The sequence below is a fragment of the Streptococcus sp. LYSM12 genome (genome assembly GCF_004569635.1).
Lineage (GTDB): Bacteria > Bacillota > Bacilli > Lactobacillales > Streptococcaceae > Streptococcus.
The window spans coordinates 1-19096 of the sequence record NZ_SPOZ01000034.1; the positions used below are offsets into that span (position 1 = coordinate 1).

Annotated in this window: 13 protein-coding genes and 1 pseudogene; 7 read left to right on the top strand and 7 right to left on the bottom strand. The window is 40.6% G+C overall.

Annotated features, from left to right (window positions below; translation table 11 throughout):
- The 5 genes from E4T79_RS09670 to E4T79_RS09690 form a co-directional block, all read right to left on the bottom strand.
- Positions 1–331 (bottom strand): helix-turn-helix domain-containing protein (locus tag E4T79_RS09670; RefSeq protein WP_167752674.1); only part of this gene is annotated, 331 nt, incomplete at its 3' end.
- A gap of 219 nt (positions 332–550) precedes the next feature.
- Entirely contained in the window at positions 551–850 is a 300-nt protein-coding gene (locus E4T79_RS09675; RefSeq protein ID WP_135029819.1) for a YbaB/EbfC family nucleoid-associated protein, read from the bottom strand.
- Between the two features lie 85 nt (positions 851–935).
- Positions 936–1340 (bottom strand): tyrosine-type recombinase/integrase, encoded by a 405-nt coding sequence (locus E4T79_RS11140; protein ID WP_135029821.1) that lies wholly within the window; start codon positions 1338–1340, stop codon positions 936–938.
- Positions 1330–1773: a PH domain-containing protein gene (locus tag E4T79_RS09685; RefSeq protein WP_135029823.1), complete on the bottom strand. Its 444-nt coding sequence runs from the start codon at positions 1771–1773 to the stop codon at positions 1330–1332. Before E4T79_RS09685 ends, E4T79_RS11140 begins: the two co-directional genes overlap by 11 nt.
- A gap of 113 nt (positions 1774–1886) precedes the next feature.
- Complete coding sequence (locus tag E4T79_RS09690; protein WP_135029825.1) at positions 1887–2423, bottom strand: hypothetical protein; 537 nt, start codon at positions 2421–2423, stop codon at positions 1887–1889.
- A 572-nt stretch (positions 2424–2995) separates the two neighbouring features.
- On the opposite strand from E4T79_RS09690, the gene E4T79_RS11465 reads away from it, so the two are divergent.
- Both E4T79_RS11465 and E4T79_RS09700 read left to right on the top strand, forming a co-directional pair.
- Positions 2996–3121 (top strand): hypothetical protein, encoded by a 126-nt coding sequence (locus tag E4T79_RS11465; RefSeq protein ID WP_256958048.1) that lies wholly within the window; start codon positions 2996–2998, stop codon positions 3119–3121.
- Positions 3122–3667: 546 nt separating this feature from the next.
- Positions 3668–4831, top strand: a complete 1164-nt coding sequence (locus E4T79_RS09700) for an SIS domain-containing protein (RefSeq protein WP_135029827.1) — start codon at positions 3668–3670, stop codon at positions 4829–4831.
- Between the two features lie 849 nt (positions 4832–5680).
- Here the strand turns inward: E4T79_RS09700 and E4T79_RS09705 are convergent.
- The gene (locus E4T79_RS09705; RefSeq protein WP_135029829.1) at positions 5681–7951 is read right to left on the bottom strand and encodes a Xaa-Pro dipeptidyl-peptidase; all 2271 of its coding nucleotides are present in this window, start codon (positions 7949–7951) and stop codon (positions 5681–5683) included.
- 91 nt (positions 7952–8042) lie between these two features.
- Between E4T79_RS09705 and gla the strand changes: the two genes are divergently transcribed.
- Entirely contained in the window at positions 8043–8894 is an 852-nt protein-coding gene (gla, locus tag E4T79_RS09710; RefSeq protein ID WP_135029831.1) for an aquaglyceroporin Gla, read from the top strand.
- A 520-nt stretch (positions 8895–9414) separates the two neighbouring features.
- Here the strand turns inward: gla and E4T79_RS09715 are convergent.
- Positions 9415–9624, bottom strand: a pseudogene (locus E4T79_RS09715) (IS110 family transposase); the annotation flags it as partial.
- Positions 9625–10064: 440 nt separating this feature from the next.
- Between E4T79_RS09715 and E4T79_RS09720 the strand changes: the two are divergent.
- From E4T79_RS09720 to E4T79_RS09735, 4 genes are all read left to right on the top strand, one after another.
- Positions 10065–10796 (top strand): CppA N-terminal domain-containing protein, encoded by a 732-nt coding sequence (locus tag E4T79_RS09720; protein WP_135029833.1) that lies wholly within the window; start codon positions 10065–10067, stop codon positions 10794–10796.
- Positions 10793–11725 (top strand): serine hydrolase domain-containing protein, encoded by a 933-nt coding sequence (locus E4T79_RS09725; RefSeq protein WP_135029835.1) that lies wholly within the window; start codon positions 10793–10795, stop codon positions 11723–11725. Before E4T79_RS09720 ends, E4T79_RS09725 begins: the two co-directional genes overlap by 4 nt.
- Positions 11726–13443: 1718 nt before the next feature.
- On the top strand, positions 13444–18480 hold the full coding sequence (locus E4T79_RS09730) for a S8 family serine peptidase (protein WP_135029836.1): 5037 nt from the start codon (positions 13444–13446) through the stop codon (positions 18478–18480).
- Positions 18481–18893: 413 nt separating this feature from the next.
- Positions 18894–19096 (top strand): IS630 transposase-related protein (locus tag E4T79_RS09735; RefSeq protein ID WP_167752654.1); only part of this gene is annotated, 203 nt, incomplete at its 3' end.

Genomic DNA, 19096 nt, shown 5'->3' on the forward strand with positions numbered 1-19096 from the left:
ATCCTTTACTACTAGTATACTCTTTTATCCATCTTGAGAGAACAGAACGAGACGAAATTTCATACCGTTGACAGATGTCATAGGTTGATTCCTTTCCATCAAGATAATCCTGAACAGCTTGTTCTTTTAGCGCTTTGGAGTATCTTTTCCAAGTGTGCTTTTCCCTAAGACCCTCTACCCCGTCGCTTTCATATCGCTTCATCCAGTGTCTGATAGCATAATCAGACACTTGGTAGGTTTTCGTTAATTGACTGAGGGACTGCTTATGGCTCAGATACAACTGAAGGATTTCACATTTTTCTTCTACCGATTTTGGACTTCTTTTAGACATACGAAAACTCCTCTTATAGTGTCTAGTGAATTTTTGTTTTTTCACTGTCTACTATAAGGGGAGTATATCATCCATCGAGTTCTTTCCTGTTTTAGTCATTTAGAAATGCAGGAAAACGTGCCTCATGGTTTCTCGCAAAAAAATGTTTGCTATCTATCTATCTATCTACTGTGTTAGAAGTATAGCAAACATTTTTTGCGTTTATGGTAAAAAACAAGACTAAAATGGTAGTTTTCCTGCGAAAGCACCCAAGGTTTTTTGCGTAGCTTTGTCAATTGTTGACAGTGCTTGATTGACTGCTTGAATGGTCATCTCTTGCAAGGTTTCCACATCGTCTGCATCCACTACCTCTGGCTTGAAATGGATGGCTACAAGCTTCTTGTCTCCTGTAAAGCGTACAGAAACCAACTCTTGAGCAGATACCCCTGTAAACTCGGTGGCTGCAAGCTCTGCCTGACTTTTCTCCATTTGCTTTTGCAATTTTTGCGCTTGTTTCATCATCTGTTGCATGTTCATCATGGTGTGCAATTCTCCTTTATTTATCGGTATTTTATTGGTTTCTGTTGGTTGGTTTTTTCTAATGTGGGGCGACTATGGGGCAAAATCAAAGTTGATTTAATTTATTCAACAAATCATTGCCCATTTTTTCAGTAACGTGAGTATAGATTTTTAGAGTAGTCTCGCTATCTACGTGTCCCACTCTTTGCATAACTGCTTTTAGTGGTACGTTTAATTCAGCAAGCAGGGTGACGTGGGCATGTCTATATTTATGAGCGGTTAACTGAACACCAAACAGCTTATCCGATGCCTTTTTTAGTCGCCTATCAATCGTATTGATAGAGAGATAGTGCCCGCGCCTGCTCACGAAAATAAAGTCTCGCTCTAGCTTATGGATTCTTTGATAGCTACGTTCTTCTTTAACGATAGCTTTGTCAGCTATGGTCTTTATAGCATCCTTAACTTTCCCGATTATTCGGAAGCGTGGGGAGTTTTTCTGTTTACATATTATTTATGGATAAGCGATTTTTATAAGACAATTCAAATAGATATTTGTATAGAGGAACGATATTTGTTTTTTTAGGGAATTCAAATTTATGAGAGACGAGATGCTCAGTATGAGCTCTTAGATGAATATTTTCAAGATAAGTGATCGTAATTTCACTGTCATCAATACCAAAACCAGCCGTTTCCATTTCAGCATTGATAATATTCATTAAGAAGATAGATTTAATAGCCGTTTTCTTGCCGGTTGCTCCTTGTTTGTCTACAAATATAATCCTTATATTTGTAAAAATGAGAGAATCACGGATTAGAGTATAACCATCTTGTATTTCTTCATTTTCTAATAAATAGATCCCGTATTCTCTGGTTAATTCTTCAGTGCTTTGTTGGTTAAAATTTCCAGCTAAACCTTGAGCAATCTTTCCAAAATTGAGTGCCATTATTCGTCTCCTCTCAGCTTTTAGTGTGGATCAGTAGTTGCACATATTATTTTAATTTTTTCTATACAGATCAACAACTTTATCGATGATGCGGAATTGTAGGGAGTTTTTATTTACTCAAAGTTATATTTAAGCACGTTGGTCATGTGTGATTGTGCTACCTTGTTTCCTGCTTGGTCGTATGCTGTGATGAAATAAGATTTGTTTTTCTCTGTTTCTAAGAATACAACCATATTGACCATTCTGCTAACGCTATTTAAAACCTCGGTTTTCTTTGTATCTGATAATGTTGAAAAATGTTCATTCACAGTAGCATTGATAGCTCCATTATCTTTTAACTTGATTTCATAGATGGATGATGTCCATTCATAGCCATCATGCCCATCTTGATTAAATTGTATAGCCTCATTGAAAGAGTCTGTAATTTTGACATTCATTTCAGCAACGTCATAGGTAGCCTTTTCTGAACTTGGCTCAGTAACCTCTGTGCTTTCCGAGGTTTCTTCTTTTGTCTCAGTTGTCGAACTTTGAACGGTTACCTTAGGTGTTTCAGGAGTTTCTGTTTTAGGTGCAAGGCCTAAAATCTGCAAAACAAAACCAAAGGCAGCAAGAGCTAGAAAACCTTTTATAAATAATTTTAATATTTTCATAATGTTTCTCCTTCAGCTTTTAGTGTGAATCAGTGGTTGCACATATTATTTTAATTTTCCCTATAAACAATCAACAACTTCCCTGGTGGTTCGGCAATGTGGGGAGTTGTTGTTATACAATATTTGCTAAAACGTTAGGATTACTCATAAATTCTCTATTAGGGAGTATGATATAGTCTTTTAGTTTATCTTTTATTACTTCGTTCACTCGCTTTGCCGTACTCCAGTACAGCCGCAGCTCGCTGCCTAGTACTAAAAGCAAACTAAAAGACCATAATATTATTGTTGGAGTTTTCTTGAAAGATTGCTTGAAGTAAGCGTTGTTTTGCGATTGGAAATTTCTCTAACTTTATTGTTATGGTGTCAACTCGAACAATAGTATCGCGAAATTCTTTAAAATGAATATGTATATTAAATCGATTCAAGTTTCTTTTTCCTCTGAAGATATGCAGGACATACTGAATGCTATCCTCATCAATAACTAGTTCATCTATATCTATTGTACCAAATAGAGAAGAAATTGTTGTCTTTATTTGGTTAAAACTTATTATTTTTTTAGGATATTTTAATTTTTGGATAATCTAGAGGAAGATGTTGATTTTACTAATGACCCTGATGGTTTTGATTTAGTTTGGGAAGTTGAAAGGCAGGTTTCAGAATTTAAAGAAAAGCTAACTGATAAATTAACAGATATTTAGCAATGGGATGATATTGAAGTAGAAAAATTTGATTATTCTAGTTTACAATACCACCTTGAAGAATACTTGCAACGGAAATATGATTGCTTCTCATACGCAGATGAGGCCTATGATAGGTGGGGAGACTCATAAGCTTGAAGAAAGGTATACGTTAGAAAATATTTTAAACAAACCACTATCTATAAAAATCAAAAATAGCACTGTTGAATGGTAGTGCTATTTTTGTCTTAATGGTATAAATTTAAGTGTTTTTAGTTCGATTTAGTAAATGAAAAAAGGCTTTAAATCAACATTTCTGACGATTATAAGACTTAAAAAAACGTAGAACAAGCCTTGCATGTTCATCATAAGCTTCCTCTTAAGGGAATCAATCAACTCTCAAAGGTGATATGATTATTATACTATCATAATTTGGTGCAGGCTAGCAGCATTGGTAGAAAAGGAAATAGGACTTTTTAATATATTAACCTATTTTATCTTGACGGAAGCGTTTTTATGGAGTATAATAAAAGAAAAACTGGTTATAACCACTAACGAGGAGGTCCTATGTTTCATTTACCAAAAGAAGAATTAGAAAGCCTAGGTGCAGTTATTACAGCACCGGAAATCTATCAGCAACCAGGCTTATGGAAAGAAGCCTATCATCTCTACCATGATAAGCTAGAGATGATTACAGCATTTTTAGATAATATTAGGGCTAAGTATGACTTTGTTCAAGTCATCTTTGCAGGTGCGGGGACATCAGATTTTGTCGGTCAAAGTATTGCCAATCATTTAAATCGGGTCAATGATATGAAGCATATTCGCTTTGTGACAGTTGGGACGGTTGAGATTGTTAGTCGTCCACATGATTATTTACAGGCAGATATTCCGACTATTCTCGTTTCGTTTGCGCGAAGTGGAAATTCCCCAGAAAGCTTGGCAACGGTTGAAATTGCAAAAAAATTAGTCAATACCTTATATCAGGTGACGATTACCTGTGCACCAGAGGGGAAATTGGCACAGGCAGCAGAGGGGGATACAGCAAATCTTCTCTTGCTTCAACCTGCCTTGTCAAATGATAAAGGCTTTGCTATGACAGGTAGTTATACTTGTATGGCTTTAACAGCCTTACTCGTCTTCTCCCCAGAAGCTACAGAAGTCAAAGCAGGTTGGGTGGATACTATTGCCCATCTTGGTCAGGATGTACTAGATCGCGAAGATGATGTGCAGGAATTGGTTGATTTGGACTTCGAGCGGGTGATTTATCTAGGAGCAGGTGGCTTCTATGGTCTTGCCCACGAAGCTCAATTAAAGATTCTAGAATTGACCGCTGGAAAAATTGCGACCATGTATGAATCGCCGCTTGGTTTCCGTCATGGACCAAAATCACTCATCAATGAGAAGACGATTGTCCTTGTCTTTGCTTCAAATGACGCCTATACAAGACAGTACGATGTAGACTTGGTCAATGAAGTTCATGGTGATCAGATTGCAGCACGCATTGTGGCACTGTCTGCAGACAAACTTATCGGTACTGAGGCACCTAACTTTGTTCTTGCAAAAGGTGGAGCAGAGTTACCAGATGTCTTTTTGACGTTCCCATACATTTTATTTGGTCAAACCTTTGCTATTATGACTGCAATCAAATGTAAGAATCTACCAGATACACCCTCTCCAACAGGAACGGTTAACCGTGTTGTCCAAGGAGTTAGCATTCACCCATTGTAGAATTCAAAAAAGGTGCTTTCAAGGGGAACGGTTCGCTTTGCCCTACTCTCTCCATTCCTCTTGGGAGATGCCTTTGTAGGGTGGCTGTAAGGCTACTCGATTGAATAGAGAAAGGAGCTAGGCTAAGGCCTCAGCTCCTTTCTAGTGCACCTCTTTACTCATGGTGAACATTTGAATTAACGACATCTGATTAGCCCTTATAGTCTTTTATAGTCGTTTCGCTTATTTTTAGTACTAGGCAAGGAGTCGCAGGTAGTACTGGGGTACAGCAAGACGAGTTAACGAAGTAATAAAAAATACAAACTAAATGACTATAGTACTAGGCAACGAGCTGCAGCTTGTACTAGCGTACTGCAAAGCGAGTGAACGAAGTAGTAAAAGATACATTCAATGACTATACAACTGAGAATTGTGAAAGGGATAATGGGGACAGAGATAGCAAAGCTCTCTTCCTCTAAACTACAGGGAGAACTGAGAATTCAGTAAGGTGAGGTAGCAATGGTAGACATTGATATTGATAGAGCATCCAATCCGTAATACTCATAACATGTAGGAAAGCATCAGCCATCTGCCGCCCAAAATAACGGTATTTCAGTCAGCTTGCGGGTATTTTAACTGACTTCGTCCTCTCGTTTTTAAGCTTCTAACAAATGTTCCTCACCTTTTATTTTGTTTCCCCTACTTGATCTGGCTTTCTTGTTTTCAATCTCGTGTAGAAATAGTCCTCTGCCTATTTCTATTCCAAAGGTAGCCATAGAGCTGTAGCAGTTTTAAGCTAGAATATCTGTACTCCTTATAGCTCATGGGTCAAGTCAAGGGATAAAAAGCAAGCTGCAAGACTGCATTTTCTTATTCATGTGGCATGCTTACTGTCGAGTTGTCTAAGTCAATGTCTATCAGCCAGTCGCCATTGTCGCGAATGGTGCATTCAAAGTCTGTCGTATAAAGAACGATACGGATGATGCTGTCTTTGCCTAATTTGTAAATGGTTGGTTGCAATTCCCATTCAAAATCCATCCATTCATTTTCAGGGACACTTTCAATTAGCAGGAGATTGGTACGGTTTTGTAGATTAAGATAGCCCTTTGTAATGACGCGGTAGGGACTTTCAACAAATGGAAGTTCCATTAAGTTTTCTGTAGCGTAAAAACGACCGTTGTCCAGACTAGCCCGAGCTTTCAAGCTAGGAATTGGAGCGATGCGCTTGGCAGAACCTAAATCTAACATCTGTGCGGATAAGAGTCCTTTGGCTACGCTTGATTTGGCACGGAGTTTAAGGCGCACTCGCCCGTTTAGGTGTAATTCTTCTGAAAGCGGCAGGTCAATCGTAATTTGCTGAGCCTTGTCTTCAAAGAGGTCTTTTAAAAAGCTAGGATAGGCTTTGCTATACTTGGCAAATGTTTCTTCTGGATAGTGGTTTTGAATTGTGCGGACATCATTTCCGAGAGGCAAAGTTCGTTCTTTTTGGCTACCAAACTGTTTTAGTTCTGTCCAGCTTTGCTCCATACTATTATTTTGCCAGATAATTTGAGGAAGCTGGTAGGAGTTGTTTTGTCCCAGCAATTTCTGCGTAAGTAAGGCATTCATTGACTCTCTAAAATCAATAGACTGCCAGTTGTTCATGTAAACGTGAGCACCATTATGAAAGAAGAGGTGTTTTGATACCTTTTCTGGTAAGGCATGAAACATATTCCAGACATGAATCGGCTTGACATTCCAGTCTTGTGATCCGTGAGTAAAGACAACTTCGCACGTAACCTTATCAGCGTGTAGAAGATAGTTGCGGTCATGCCAGTAGGAATGATAGTCGCCAGATGTACGGTCAAGTGCCTGTCTTTCAGCCTTCAATGCGGTTTGGTACTGGTCTTTGACCCGCAGGAAATCGCCTGCTTGTAAGCTTCTTGAGTAGGTTAAAGCAGTCAAGCTATCCAAATCCTCACCTGGGTAGCCTCCAGGGCTTGTCACAAGTCCGTTTTCTCGGTAATAGTCATACCAGGACGAAATACCAGCTTCGGCAATTACGACTTCTAGCCCCTCTACGCCTGTTGTAGCAAGCGCGTTTGACATGGTTCCTAGATAGGAGAGTCCTGTCGTTGCAACCTTTCCATTTGCCCAATCAGCACGGACGATGTGTGAGCGGGTATGGTCTGTATAGGCTCTTGCGCGACCATTGAGCCAATCAATCACCGCTTTAAAGCTATAGACCTGTTGATAGTCTCCTGAGGTCATCATACCTGTCGAACCAAGGGTTCCCACGCCTGAAACATGGATGCTGGCAAAACCACGGGCCAAGAAATAGTCATTGAGTGAGTAGGAGCTGATATGCCCAACCTTTTCAGTTGCCTTGCTGATAGGAAGTGTCCGCTCATCAGCAGGTAAGGTTTTCATCATTCTTTGCTCTACTTTAATCCGTTTAGGCTCTTTGATAGCTAGTTCATTCTCCATCTTATGTAATGCCTTGTCGCTAGCTTGATCGTTCACTCCTTGATGATACGGGCTATTGGTGATGATTGCAGGGATTTTCCCTGCAAAGTTAGGGCGTAAAATGGAAACTTTGACTATGTCTGTCTGACCAGCATTGGTTGTGTCAACAGGGGTTTCGACATAGACCACTTCGCGGATGAGCTTGCTAGTTGAGAAAGTTGCAAGGGACTTTCCATTGAAGAAATGGTAGGTTTGATTTTCAGGAACAAATTCGTCGCTGACCAGTTGATCAATCAGGGTATTGCCAGACTTGGTTCGCGTTGCTAGAAGCTGGTAGAGGTTTTCAATTAGATTGCCATATATAATCGGAAATTGGCTCTCCGCAACAAATTCCATAACATCTGTATAGTCTACTCCAGGAACAAATCCGAGCAACTGAAAGGCTACTTGATAGAAAACAAGCTCGGTTACTTCCCTATCTGATTGAAAGAAAGTCAAGAGATCAGTTTCCCAATCTGCAAGGAGGTTTGATAGAGCAATGTCGGTGTTCGCTGTTAAAAATAAGACCTTGCGGACAAAGTGAATCAAGTTTTTCCTGTCGCTGATTTCGGGTTGGAGAGAAAATCCCAAGTCTGTTAACTCTTTCAGCATTGTTTTTTGGGATGATTGGATATAAGAAAATTGATTAAAACGCATACATTCTCCTAAATGATAAAATAGTCTTTACATTACCTATTATAGCTGATACAATAGTGTTTGTCTAAAAATTATTGGAGGATCTGAAAAAATGGATGTAGCAGTACATACTAAGTACATTACAGAATTTCTTGCAACGGCCTTGCTCATTATCTTAGGAAATGGAACAGTGGCCAACGTTGATTTGAAAGGCACAAAAGGAAACAACTCAGGTTGGATCTTGATTGCCATCGGTTACGGATTGGCAGTTATGATGCCAGCCTTGATGTTCGGAAATGTTTCTGGAAATCACATCAACCCAGCCTTTACCCTTGGTTTAGCTGTTTCTGGTTACTTTGATTGGGCCTTGGTTCCTGGTTATCTAGCAGCACAGATGCTTGGTGCGATTGCAGGTCAAGCAGTCGTTGTCGGTATCTACCGTCCATACTTCTTGAAGACAGAAAATTCAAACCACATTTTGGGATCATTTTCAACCATTTCAGCCCTTGATGACGGTACAGCAGCGAGCCGCAAGGCATCGTGGATCAATGGATTTTTGAACGAGTTCTTTGGCTCATTCGTCTTGTTCTTTGGTGCAATGGCGATTACCAAACATTACTTTGGTGCAGAAGTACTTGGTTTTGTGGCAAAACAAGGAGCAGATTTATCTGATCCGGCCTTGAAAATTCAAATGAGTAACTTCTTAAACCCAGGTTTGAATGTTGCTCACTTAGCGCTTGGTTTCTTGGTGATGGCGCTTGTAGCGGCAGTAGGTGGTCCAACAGGTCCAGCTCTTAACCCTGCTCGTGACTTGGGTCCACGTATCTTGCACCACTTATTGCCACAAGCAGTTCTTGGTCAAGCGAAAGCTGATTCAAAATGGTGGTACGCATGGGTACCGGTTGTTGCGCCAATCGCAGCAGGGATCAGTGCTGTAGCGCTTTACAAGTTGATTTATGGATAAGAGAAGAAGAGGTCATGAGGCCTCTTTTTCTATCATTTGTCAAGTATAGTGCGATTTGCTAAGACTAACTATTTTCTGAATGAGCTTCAAGAAACTGTCTACAAGATGAGTTCGAACGGATACCTTTGACATGTTTGCATAGTAAAAGTGCATCTTATAGTCATTTCGTTTATATTTTTATGACTTCGTTCACTCGTCTTGCTGTACTACCTGCGACTCCTTGCCTAGTACTAAAAATAAACGAAACGGCTATATCAAGTATTTTTGAAAAAAGTTGTTCTAAGGATAGGACATCGTCAGATTTGGTGACCTTGGATAGCAGTATAGTCGTAAAGTTTGTTCTGTGCGTCATGAGGTATACTTTGTCCTGATGAGATGATGTACAGAGGCAATCTAGGTGGTTTATGTTGAAGCTATTTGCAATTATAGTCCTTTCATTTATCTTTTATGACTTCGTTCACTCGTTTTGCCGTACTCCAGTACAGCTTACAGCTCGTTGACTAGAAACTAAAAGACGATCTCTTTTTCGTTTCTCATAAAAGTTAGCGATATGACATGGATTGGTGTGATTGGCAGATAAAAAGGTGTGAATGCACTTAGAAACCTTTCTGGCATAAGGGTGCCCACGCTTTGTGATGTGTTCCTTAGTAAGAAAGTTGCCAGATTTGCAGTGCCTGAGCTCAGTGCTATCATTGGTATTTACCTGGTTGGCAGACTGAAAATGGCGAATATAATCCTTTCGTTTATCTTTTATGACTTCGTTAACGCGCTTTTCCGTACTCCAGTACAGCCTGCAGCTCCTTGCCTAGTACTAAAAGTAAACCAAAAGACTATATCACTGAGTTCACCGCTAATGCTTGTAGCCTTGTTCCGGCGCTACCAGGGATGGAGAAGAACTCTAATAGTCTAACCATAAGTTAGCTAGCTGTACCCTCCTCATCTAGTAGCACTTGTTAGCGTTTAGACAGTCTGATGAGTTCTTATGTATAGTAACGACTTCTTCTATCATGGTAGCGTTTTTTGACTGCACAATAGGAAGCACCAGCAAGTGGGAAAAGATCGCCTTGAATGCAAGTAATGAATTGTGAATGCAGGTTCTTATCGTTAATTATTTGTAAATTTGATCATTTTCCATTACAATAGAGAGGTATTGAAGTTAGGGAAATGGATATGATGAAAGTGAAGAAGATAATTCCAGCTATTCGGATTAATAATCGTGGGGCTAATCAGCGATTTTTAGAAGATAATCTCGGGTTTAAGACCTATTTAGAAGAAGCTGCCTTTGCAGAATTTGGAGATAGAAAAACTGCAGAGACAAAGCTGGTCTTGATTGAATCACCAAGCATGCGGACGCGTGCTGTGAAAGGTGTGAAAAAGCTTCATAAAATCGTGATTCGGGTGGATCATCCTGAAGAAATTGAGGCCTTATTAGCACGCGGTGCCGTATTTACCAAACTCTATAGAGGTGCTAATGGCTATGCCTTTGAAAGTGTTTCGCCAGAAAATGATTGTTTCTTGCTCCATGCAGAAGAGGATGCGGCACAGCTTGTAGAGATTTTACCCCCAGTAGCTTTTCGTGTCTTAGCTGGTTTTGAGAAATTGACAGCCTTTTCAGTTGAAAAGCTTATGATCAATACACCGCAGCCTGTAGAAAGTTATGCCTTTTATGAGCGACTATTGCCAGGGCAAGACATGCTTGATTTTCGTAAAGCTGAGGGTGAGGATTTACTGGTTGAGGCAGAAACGATTTGGGATTTAGATAGTTTGCGTATCCCTGTTCCAGTAGATATGGATTGGTTGGAGCTAGAAGAGAAGCTGCGAGCTCCTTTCTTTAAGGATAAGAAAGAGCGTTTTTTGCAGACGACTGACATGAGTAATATTGAACTGTGGTTTGAAAAATGAAGCCTATCTTAGAAAAAATAGACCAGCAAATGGCTGAAAAATTATATCGCGGAGCGAGTTTAGCCCTCTATCATCATGGTAAATGGGAGGAGTATTATGTAGGCTGTAGTGAAGAGAAACTCGCTACACAAACAGGATTGACCTACGATCTGGCATCTGTTTCAAAAGTTGTCGGAGTAGGTACAATCCTCCTTTTTTTACTGCAAGAGGGGATGATTGAACTGGATCAGTCTTTGAAGACCTACTATCCTAGATTTCATGATGAGAGTGTCACCATTCGCCAACTAGTCACTCATACAACGGGCATTGATCCCTATATTCCCAATCGTGATCGGTTGGATTTTGAAACATTAAAGGCAGCGATTGAAGCGATTCGCGTGACAGATAATAAGGCTTTTCATTATACGGATATCAACCTCATTTTACTTGGTTTTATGCTGGAAGAGCTGCTAGACCAGCCCCTGAATGTCATTTTGCAGGAGCGTATTTTTACACCATGGGGCATGACAGAAACGCAATTTGGACCAGTTAAGACTGCAGTACCAACTAAAAAAGGAGAGCAGCCAGGAGTAGTCCATGATCCCAAGGCCAAGGTGTTGGGAGTACATTGTGGTTCTGCAGGCTTGTTTTCAACTTTGATGGATTTGGAGCTCTTTCTCAATCATTACCTAGAAGAGGAATTTACCAGAAATTTATCTCAAACTATCAGCTTCTCAAAACCGCGTTCGGTAGTCTGGAATCTTGAAGCGGGTGGTTGGCTAGATCATACAGGTTATACGGGTCCCTTTCTTTTAGTCAATCCCGAGCAGCAGCTAGCAGCTATCTTTCTCACTAATCGCACTTACGATGAAGATGACCGTCCCTTATGGATTGAGAAACGTAGGGAATTGTATCAAGTTATCGTGGAAACTTTAGAGGAAACCACTTAGACTTACGAATGCTTTTTTGATATGTTTGAGAAAGTGTAGATAGTCAACTGCCTACTGGATTGAAAGCATTGCTACCCTTTCACACAGAGCTTAGTCCGAGTTCGGTTATATCAAGATACGAGGGCGTGAAAAAAGCGACTGAAAAATAGGAAATACGACGAGTGAAAACCTCCAGTGGAGGTTTTCAGCCTACTTCCTAAAGTAGAACATTTGCGTTTCTTTTTCGCACAGAGTTTAGGGCGAGTTCAGTTACATCAAGATACAAGGGCGTGAAAAAAGCGACTGAAAAATAGGAAATACGACGAGTGAAAACCTCCACTGGAGGTTTTCAGTCTACTTCCTAAAGTAGAACATTTGCGTTTCTTTTTCGCACAGAGTTTAGGGCGAGTTCGATTACATCAAGATACAAAGCCCGTAAAAAACTCAAAGCGAAAATAGGCGGCCGAACAGAAGCGGAACGCTTCGTTGTGAGACCCCTGCGAAGATAGCTAGGCTCGTCACAAATGAAATGCAGAGAGGAGCCAGCTAGATACCGCTAAACAATCGAAGCAGGTTGACTTACAACCAATGACTTCGCTTTCTAGTTGTTAAACTCAGGTAGCCATACCTTGGAAGTAAATAAACTTTGCAACGGCTTCGTCTTTCCTAAAGTAGAATATTTGCGTTTCTTTTTCGCACAGAGTTTAGGGCGAGTTCAGTTACATCAAGATACGAGGGCGTGAAAAAAGCGACTGAAAAATAGGAAATACGACGAGTGAAAACCTCCACTGGAGGTTTTCAGCCTACTTCCTAAAGTAGAACATTTGCGTTTCTTTTTCGCACAGAGTTTAGGGCGAGTTCAGTTACATCAAGATACGAGGGCGTGAAAAAAGCGACTGAAAAATAGGAAATACGACGAGTGAAAACCTCCACTGGAGGTTTTCAGCCTACTTCCTAAAGTAGAACATTTGCGTTTTTTTTTCACACAGAGTTTAGGGTGAGTTCAATTACATCAAGATACAAAGTCCGAGAAAAGCTCCAGTAGAGGTTTTTAACCTATTTCCTTACATATGCAGGAACAATGTCCTATCTTCGAGTGCTTTCCCTAGTCTATTTTCCTGAAGTATGCGTTAACTTGCAATCAATGGCTTCGCTAAGCTCAGTTAGCCCCACTTCCCAAGGGATAGCATACCTTGGGAGCTGGCTAAAACTAGAACATGGCGTTTCTTTTTATAGCCGTTTCGTTTATTTTTAGTACTAGGCAAGGAGTCGCAGGTAGTTGAAATAGTTGATAACTATTTCAAGTGACAGATAAGAAAAGTGTAACTTTTCTCAATGGTACAGCAAGACGAGTGAACGAAGTCATAAAAATAGAAACGAAATGACGATACATAGCTCCCAATCTGGTCTTATCAACCGTGGAGGCAGGAATGAAACGGTTATTCCCAGCCTGTTTCAGCTCGAACCTAGAATATAAGAAGAGAGGAAAAACTGAAAAGAAGCGCTTATAATAGACAGTATAAGTGGTTCTTTTCAAACGCCTCTCTTTTTCTATCTGTCGTGTTCTTTCCCGCTTCCTATTTAGATGTTTGAGGTTCATGGGGTATGAAAAAGTAAAGGATATCCCGAACAATAGAAAAAATATTCTGAAAAAACTTGAATTTTCAGAATATTTTTCTTATTATAGATAGTAAGATTTAGATGCACAACTGAATCAATTTATTTTTAAGGAGATACCTATGAAAAAAGAGCATTTTTCTTTACGAAAGTATAAGCTAGGCCTTGTTTCTGTGATGCTTGGCATGGCTATGTTTTCAGTTGCTGGTCCTGTTTTTGCAGAAGAAAGGCAAGCTTCTTCTCAAGAGATGGCAGTAGGCAGTGGTCTAGTCATTGAAAATCATGAGCTAGAAAAAGAGATGTCTACAAGTGTAGAAGATTTAGCATCTCAGGCTGATGAGAATGAAGTAGCAACATCTCCTAGTCTTGCTATCTCTGAGCAGAACAGTCCAGAAGAAGCTGCTAGCGGGAGTGTAGTGTCAAGTCCAGTTACAGCAAGAGAAACAGAGGATTCTGCAGTAGCCCCAGTCATTCTAACGGACACAGAAGAATCTGGCTCATCCCCAGTTGCTTCAACGGACACAGGTGAATCTACACCATCTCCACTAGTTCTACCAGAATCAAAAGAGGCTGTACCAGCGTCAGAAGCACCAGTTTTAGCTGATTTGACAACGCAAGCTCAACCTGCGCAACCGTTGAGTGATAGTAGTAATCAGCTCATTCATGTTCCAGCTGTCTGGAAAGCAGGATACAAAGGAGAGGGAATGGTTGTTGCAGTGATTGATTCCGGACTGGATGTGGAACATGACGTTTTGCATCTGACGGATGCCTCTGTTGCAAAGTATCCAAATCAGGCCTCTTTTGAAACAGTAAAGGAAAGTGCAGGGATCAATTACGGGAAATGGTATAGTGATAAGGTTATCTTTGCCCACAACTACATGGATAGTAATTCCCAAATCAAGGAAGCTGAAGAGGGGTCACATGGAATGCACGTTTCAGGGATTGCTGTGGGAAATCCTACCAAATTAGATAGTAGTGGGGAGTATATCTATGGCGTTGCACCAGAAGCTCAACTAATCTTTATGCGTGTCTTTTCAGATACCAATCCAGGAACCACTGCTTCTATCTATGTACGTGCGATAGAAGATGCTGTCAAATTAGGGGCAGATAGTATCAATCTCAGCTTGGGAGGAGCAAATGGTTCCTTGATCAATGTTGGATCAGCTCTTGATGAGGCCATCATTCGTGCGAAGAAAGCTGGTGTAATTGTAGTGATTGCAGCGGGAAATGATGGAGCTTTTGGGTCAGGTCATGCAGCACCTTTGGCAGAAAATCCCGACTATGGTTTGGTTGCAAATCCCTCAACAGCGGCAGGCTCTATTTCTGTTGCTTCTTACAATAACTCTATGATTACCAGTGAGATGTTATCTGTTATTTCCTCTGAGGGTTCTTCTGCGAAAAAAATTCCAGTGATTGTGTCTGAGAGTATGGAGGAATTTGAAGTAGGAAAGTCTTATGACTATGTTTATGCAGGATTGGGAAAAGAAGCTGAGCTCAACTCAATCAATTTAACAGGAAAAATTGCTCTCATTAAGCGTGGAGAAATTACGTTTACAGATAAAATAAAAAATGCAAAAGCAAAGGGAGCAATAGGTGTTGTTATCTTCAATAATCAAGAGGGAGCGAATATTAGCATGTCGCTTGACGCTGTTGCCAAGGAGATTCCAAGTGCCTTTATTTCGTTAGAAGCAGGAGAAGAATTGGCAAAAGGCAATTACCAGCTTCAGTTTAACAAGCAGATGGGGATGATTCCGAATCCAAATGCGGAGAAATTATCAGACTTCTCTAGCTGGGGGCTAAGTGCAGATGGAGAGCTAAAACCAGATATCGCAGCACCCGGAGGTGCCATCTATTCTGCTATCAATAATGGAAAATATGAATCAAAAAATGGAACCAGTATGGCAACTCCTCACGTAGCAGGGGTAGCGGTCTTACTCAAGCAACATCTTATTAGTAAGTTTCCAACCAAGACTCCAGAAGAACTTGAGAGATTAATCAAGCACTTAATGATGAGTACAGCAACCCCACATTTTAATGAGGAGAGTAAGGCCTATACTTCACCAAGGCAGCAAGGAGCAGGTCTTGTCAATACCTATGCCGCAATGACAAAAGACGTATATGTTACAGGAAAAAATGACTATGCTAGTATCAGCCTAGGAAATGTTGACTCTAAGTTTCGTTTGTCACTTCTTCTGCACAATATAAGCGATCAGGCTAAGACGCTGACTTATGTGACAGAATTGACGACAGACACGGTAGTAGATGGACGCATTACTCTTGCTCCAAGATTTTTGGACCAAATCAAGGGACAGACGGTTACTGTGCAAGCCAATAGTAGTACAGAAATTACAATTGATGTAGATGCAAGCCGCTTCCATGAAGATCTCTTAAAAGAAATGCCAAATGGATACTATTTAGAGGGGTTTGTTCGTTTCTTGGATGCAGATAACCAAGAAGTAGTCAGCATTCCTTATGTTGGCTTTAAAGGAGAATGGCAAAATCTTCCCATTCTTGAAAAGAGCATCTATGATCTGTTGAAAGAAAATCAAAATGGTTTTTACTTTGAACGAACAGAAGAGGGAGCTGCACTAGGAAATAGTGACGCGACTGCTTTGGTAACAGATGCTTCTGAATATGTCCATTCTAGAAATGCACGTAGTGACCGTGATATTATGATTTTAGGTAGTCAGCTAGGTTTAAAAGGTAGCACTCTCCTTCAGTTAGATAAAACTGGAAATATCCGCCTTGCCTTTTCACCAAACGGAGATGACAACCAGGATTTGATAGCCTTGCAAGGAGTCTTTCTAAGGAATTATCGCAATTTAGTTGCTAGTGTCTATGCGGCGGACGATACATCTTTGAGCAATCCTCTCTGGCAGAGCAAAGGAGTAGAAGGAGATAAGAACTACTACTCTGGGGATGAAAGAAATCCTAAGTCAACGATTGTGTCAGAAACGGTATGGACGGGAGTGGATCAGAATGGAGCCGATTTGCCAGATGGGGACTATCAGTATGTTGTCCGTTACTTCCCAATGGTTCCAGGAGCCAAGGAACAAATGATACAATTCAATGTTCGTTTGGATCGCCAAAGCCCAGAGATTACGACCGGAATCTACAATGAAAGCACTCGCACTTTCCTACCACGTCCAGTCATTGAAAAAGGTGGATCAGGTATCCGTAGCGAGCAAGTCTTTTATATTTCTAAAGATGCAAAAGGAAAAGGTTATACAACTGGAAAATTAAAGAGAAGTGGGAAGCAAGTCTACTTTGACAACAAGGTCTTTGTAGATCGCAATGAAGATGGAAGTTATACGCTACCTAGTCAGATAGATCTCAAGGATTTCTACTATGCAGTAGAAGACCATGCAGGAAATAGAGAAGAAGTGTCTTTAGTTGAAATCATCAGCCAGGATAATCAATCTGGGCGCCTCAGAATTGCTTTGAAAGATGCAGAACAGTTGACTCCTATTTCCAGCAAATACTCGTATATCATTCGTGATATGAATGGGAATGTGGTGGAAACAACATTGACCCCCTCTGGAGCAATTTCCCTGCCGTTTGGGGAGTATCGTGTTGAATTACTTGCTTATGATAAAGATAATCTAAAGTTGGTTAGTCAGCCAATTGCTTCTGTTCAGATAGGAGAAGATAACAGTTATCAGTCGCTTGATTTCCTAGCTCGTCCTCTTACCTGGTCTCCTATTGATGTTCGCTTCAATCAAGCCATTCCAGATACTGCAACGGTAAGTCTGATTGATGCAGACGGTCGAGTCTTTGTCTTGCCGCTTGCAAAATATATAGCAAATGGATATGGGAAAGATTTGCCGACAGGCAAGTACACGTTCCACGTCAACTTACCAGAGGGCATTGATATCTTAGAAGATCCGAAAGAAGTAGAAGTCCTAGAGAATCAAAATAATCACCTAGCTCTAACTATTAGCGATAAAAGAGAGCTACTTGCTCTGATAGCGCAGTTGAAATCATTACCAGAGCAGTCCGTTTATTATAATGCTACTGAAAACAACGTTACTGATTATGAAAAAGTTCTAGCTAAAGCGCAAACAGCTGTTGGTGAAAAGACGAATCAGGAAACCTTAGATCAATTAAGGAAAGACTTGACTCAAGCATGGAAAGCCTTAGATGGGAAAGCTACTGATTTGACAAAACTTTCCGCTGAACTGGATGCTTATCAACCTCTTGTAGCTTCTGTTGCGTACTACAATGCTACCAAGGAGAAGAAAAACCTTTACGATACAGCTTATCGAATGGGACAACTAGTGATTGCAAAAGAAAATGTGACCCAAAAAGAGGTGGATGCTCAGTTGCAGCAACTTCAACAAGCACAGCGAGCCCTAGACGGCAAAGAAACGGATATGACAGCTCTGAACCAACTCGTCCAAAAAGATGAAAATTGGAAAAAAACAGCAGCGAACTATCTGTTTGCAAGTAAGGTGAAACAAGATAATTATGAGCAAGCACTAGCAAAGGCACAAGCTCTCCTCAAAAATCCACAGGCTAGCCAAGAAGAAGTGAATCAAGCTCTTGCCCAGTTGGAAAAAGCTATAAAAGAACTAGATGGTCGTGCGGGTAACCAAGCAGCTTTAAACGATTTTGTGGCAAACCAGCCAGCTTTCCAAGCAACAGCCGACAGTTACCTCTATGCCACACCGCCAAGTTTAGCGCTTTATAACCAAGCGCTTGCAGCGGCGCGGATTATGTTAGGTCAGGCACTTGCCAGTCAAGAAGAGGTGGATCTTGTCTTTGCTGTCTTACAGGGAGCAGTTGCTCAATTAGATGGCGTGAAGCCTCAAGAAGTTGCGCCGGACAAAGGACATCCTCTAAGCCAGCCAGCAGATCCGTTTATTTGGAACCTACAGCCGCAACCAGTAAGGATTTCCTTGAGTGCTACGAAACCTGTACTTTCTAAGGAAGAAGTTTTGCTTGTTAAAGTGCCAACTTCTACATCCGTTTCTACAGAAAATGTGACTGGTGTTGGAAAAGTTCTTCATTCTACCAAGGAAAGGAGCCTCCCTACTACAGGCAGTCAGACTTTTGGAGGACATGTCATCTGGTTTAGTTTCTTTACAAGTTGTCTGTTTCTTACAACAAATTTACTAAGCAAAAGAGCAAAGCAGTCAAAGATAGATAAGCATCTCTGATTGGCTTGCTTGAGAAGAGTAAATAGACAGTTGGTCTACTAAAAAGAACCAAAGAATAAAATATCCCCTAGAAGAGAGCATGCGAAGATACTCTTTTCTAGGGGTATTTGTTAAACGTTTGAATAGGGAATTCTCATTTTTCATGGGCTCTATTGCTCGTCAACTGTTGCTTTTTATAGAGTACCAGAGGGTACAGTTGAAAATAGGATCATTTGGTTTACTGTTAGTGCTAGGCAAGGAGCTGCAGGCTGTACGAGAGTACAGCAAAGCGAGTGAACGAAGTAACAAAAGATAATCGAAATGACTATAGCTTGTTGTTCCCTTGAAACCAAAAGGCACAGCAGTTCATTTTCAACTGTCAACAGCATGATATACTCCTTTAGTTTATAAACAGTATATGGTATAGTAGTTATATGGCATATGATTTAGATTTTAGGAACCGAGTATTAGAATACGTAACTGCTGGTCACAGCAAAAAAGAAACCTGTGCGCTTTTTGGCATTAGCACAAACACACTTTACGTTTGGGAAAAACAACTTTCAGAACAAGGGCATCTAGAGCGGAAAAAACGTGTTGCTAAGTCTCGCAAAATTCCCTTAGAACAGTTGGAAGCCTA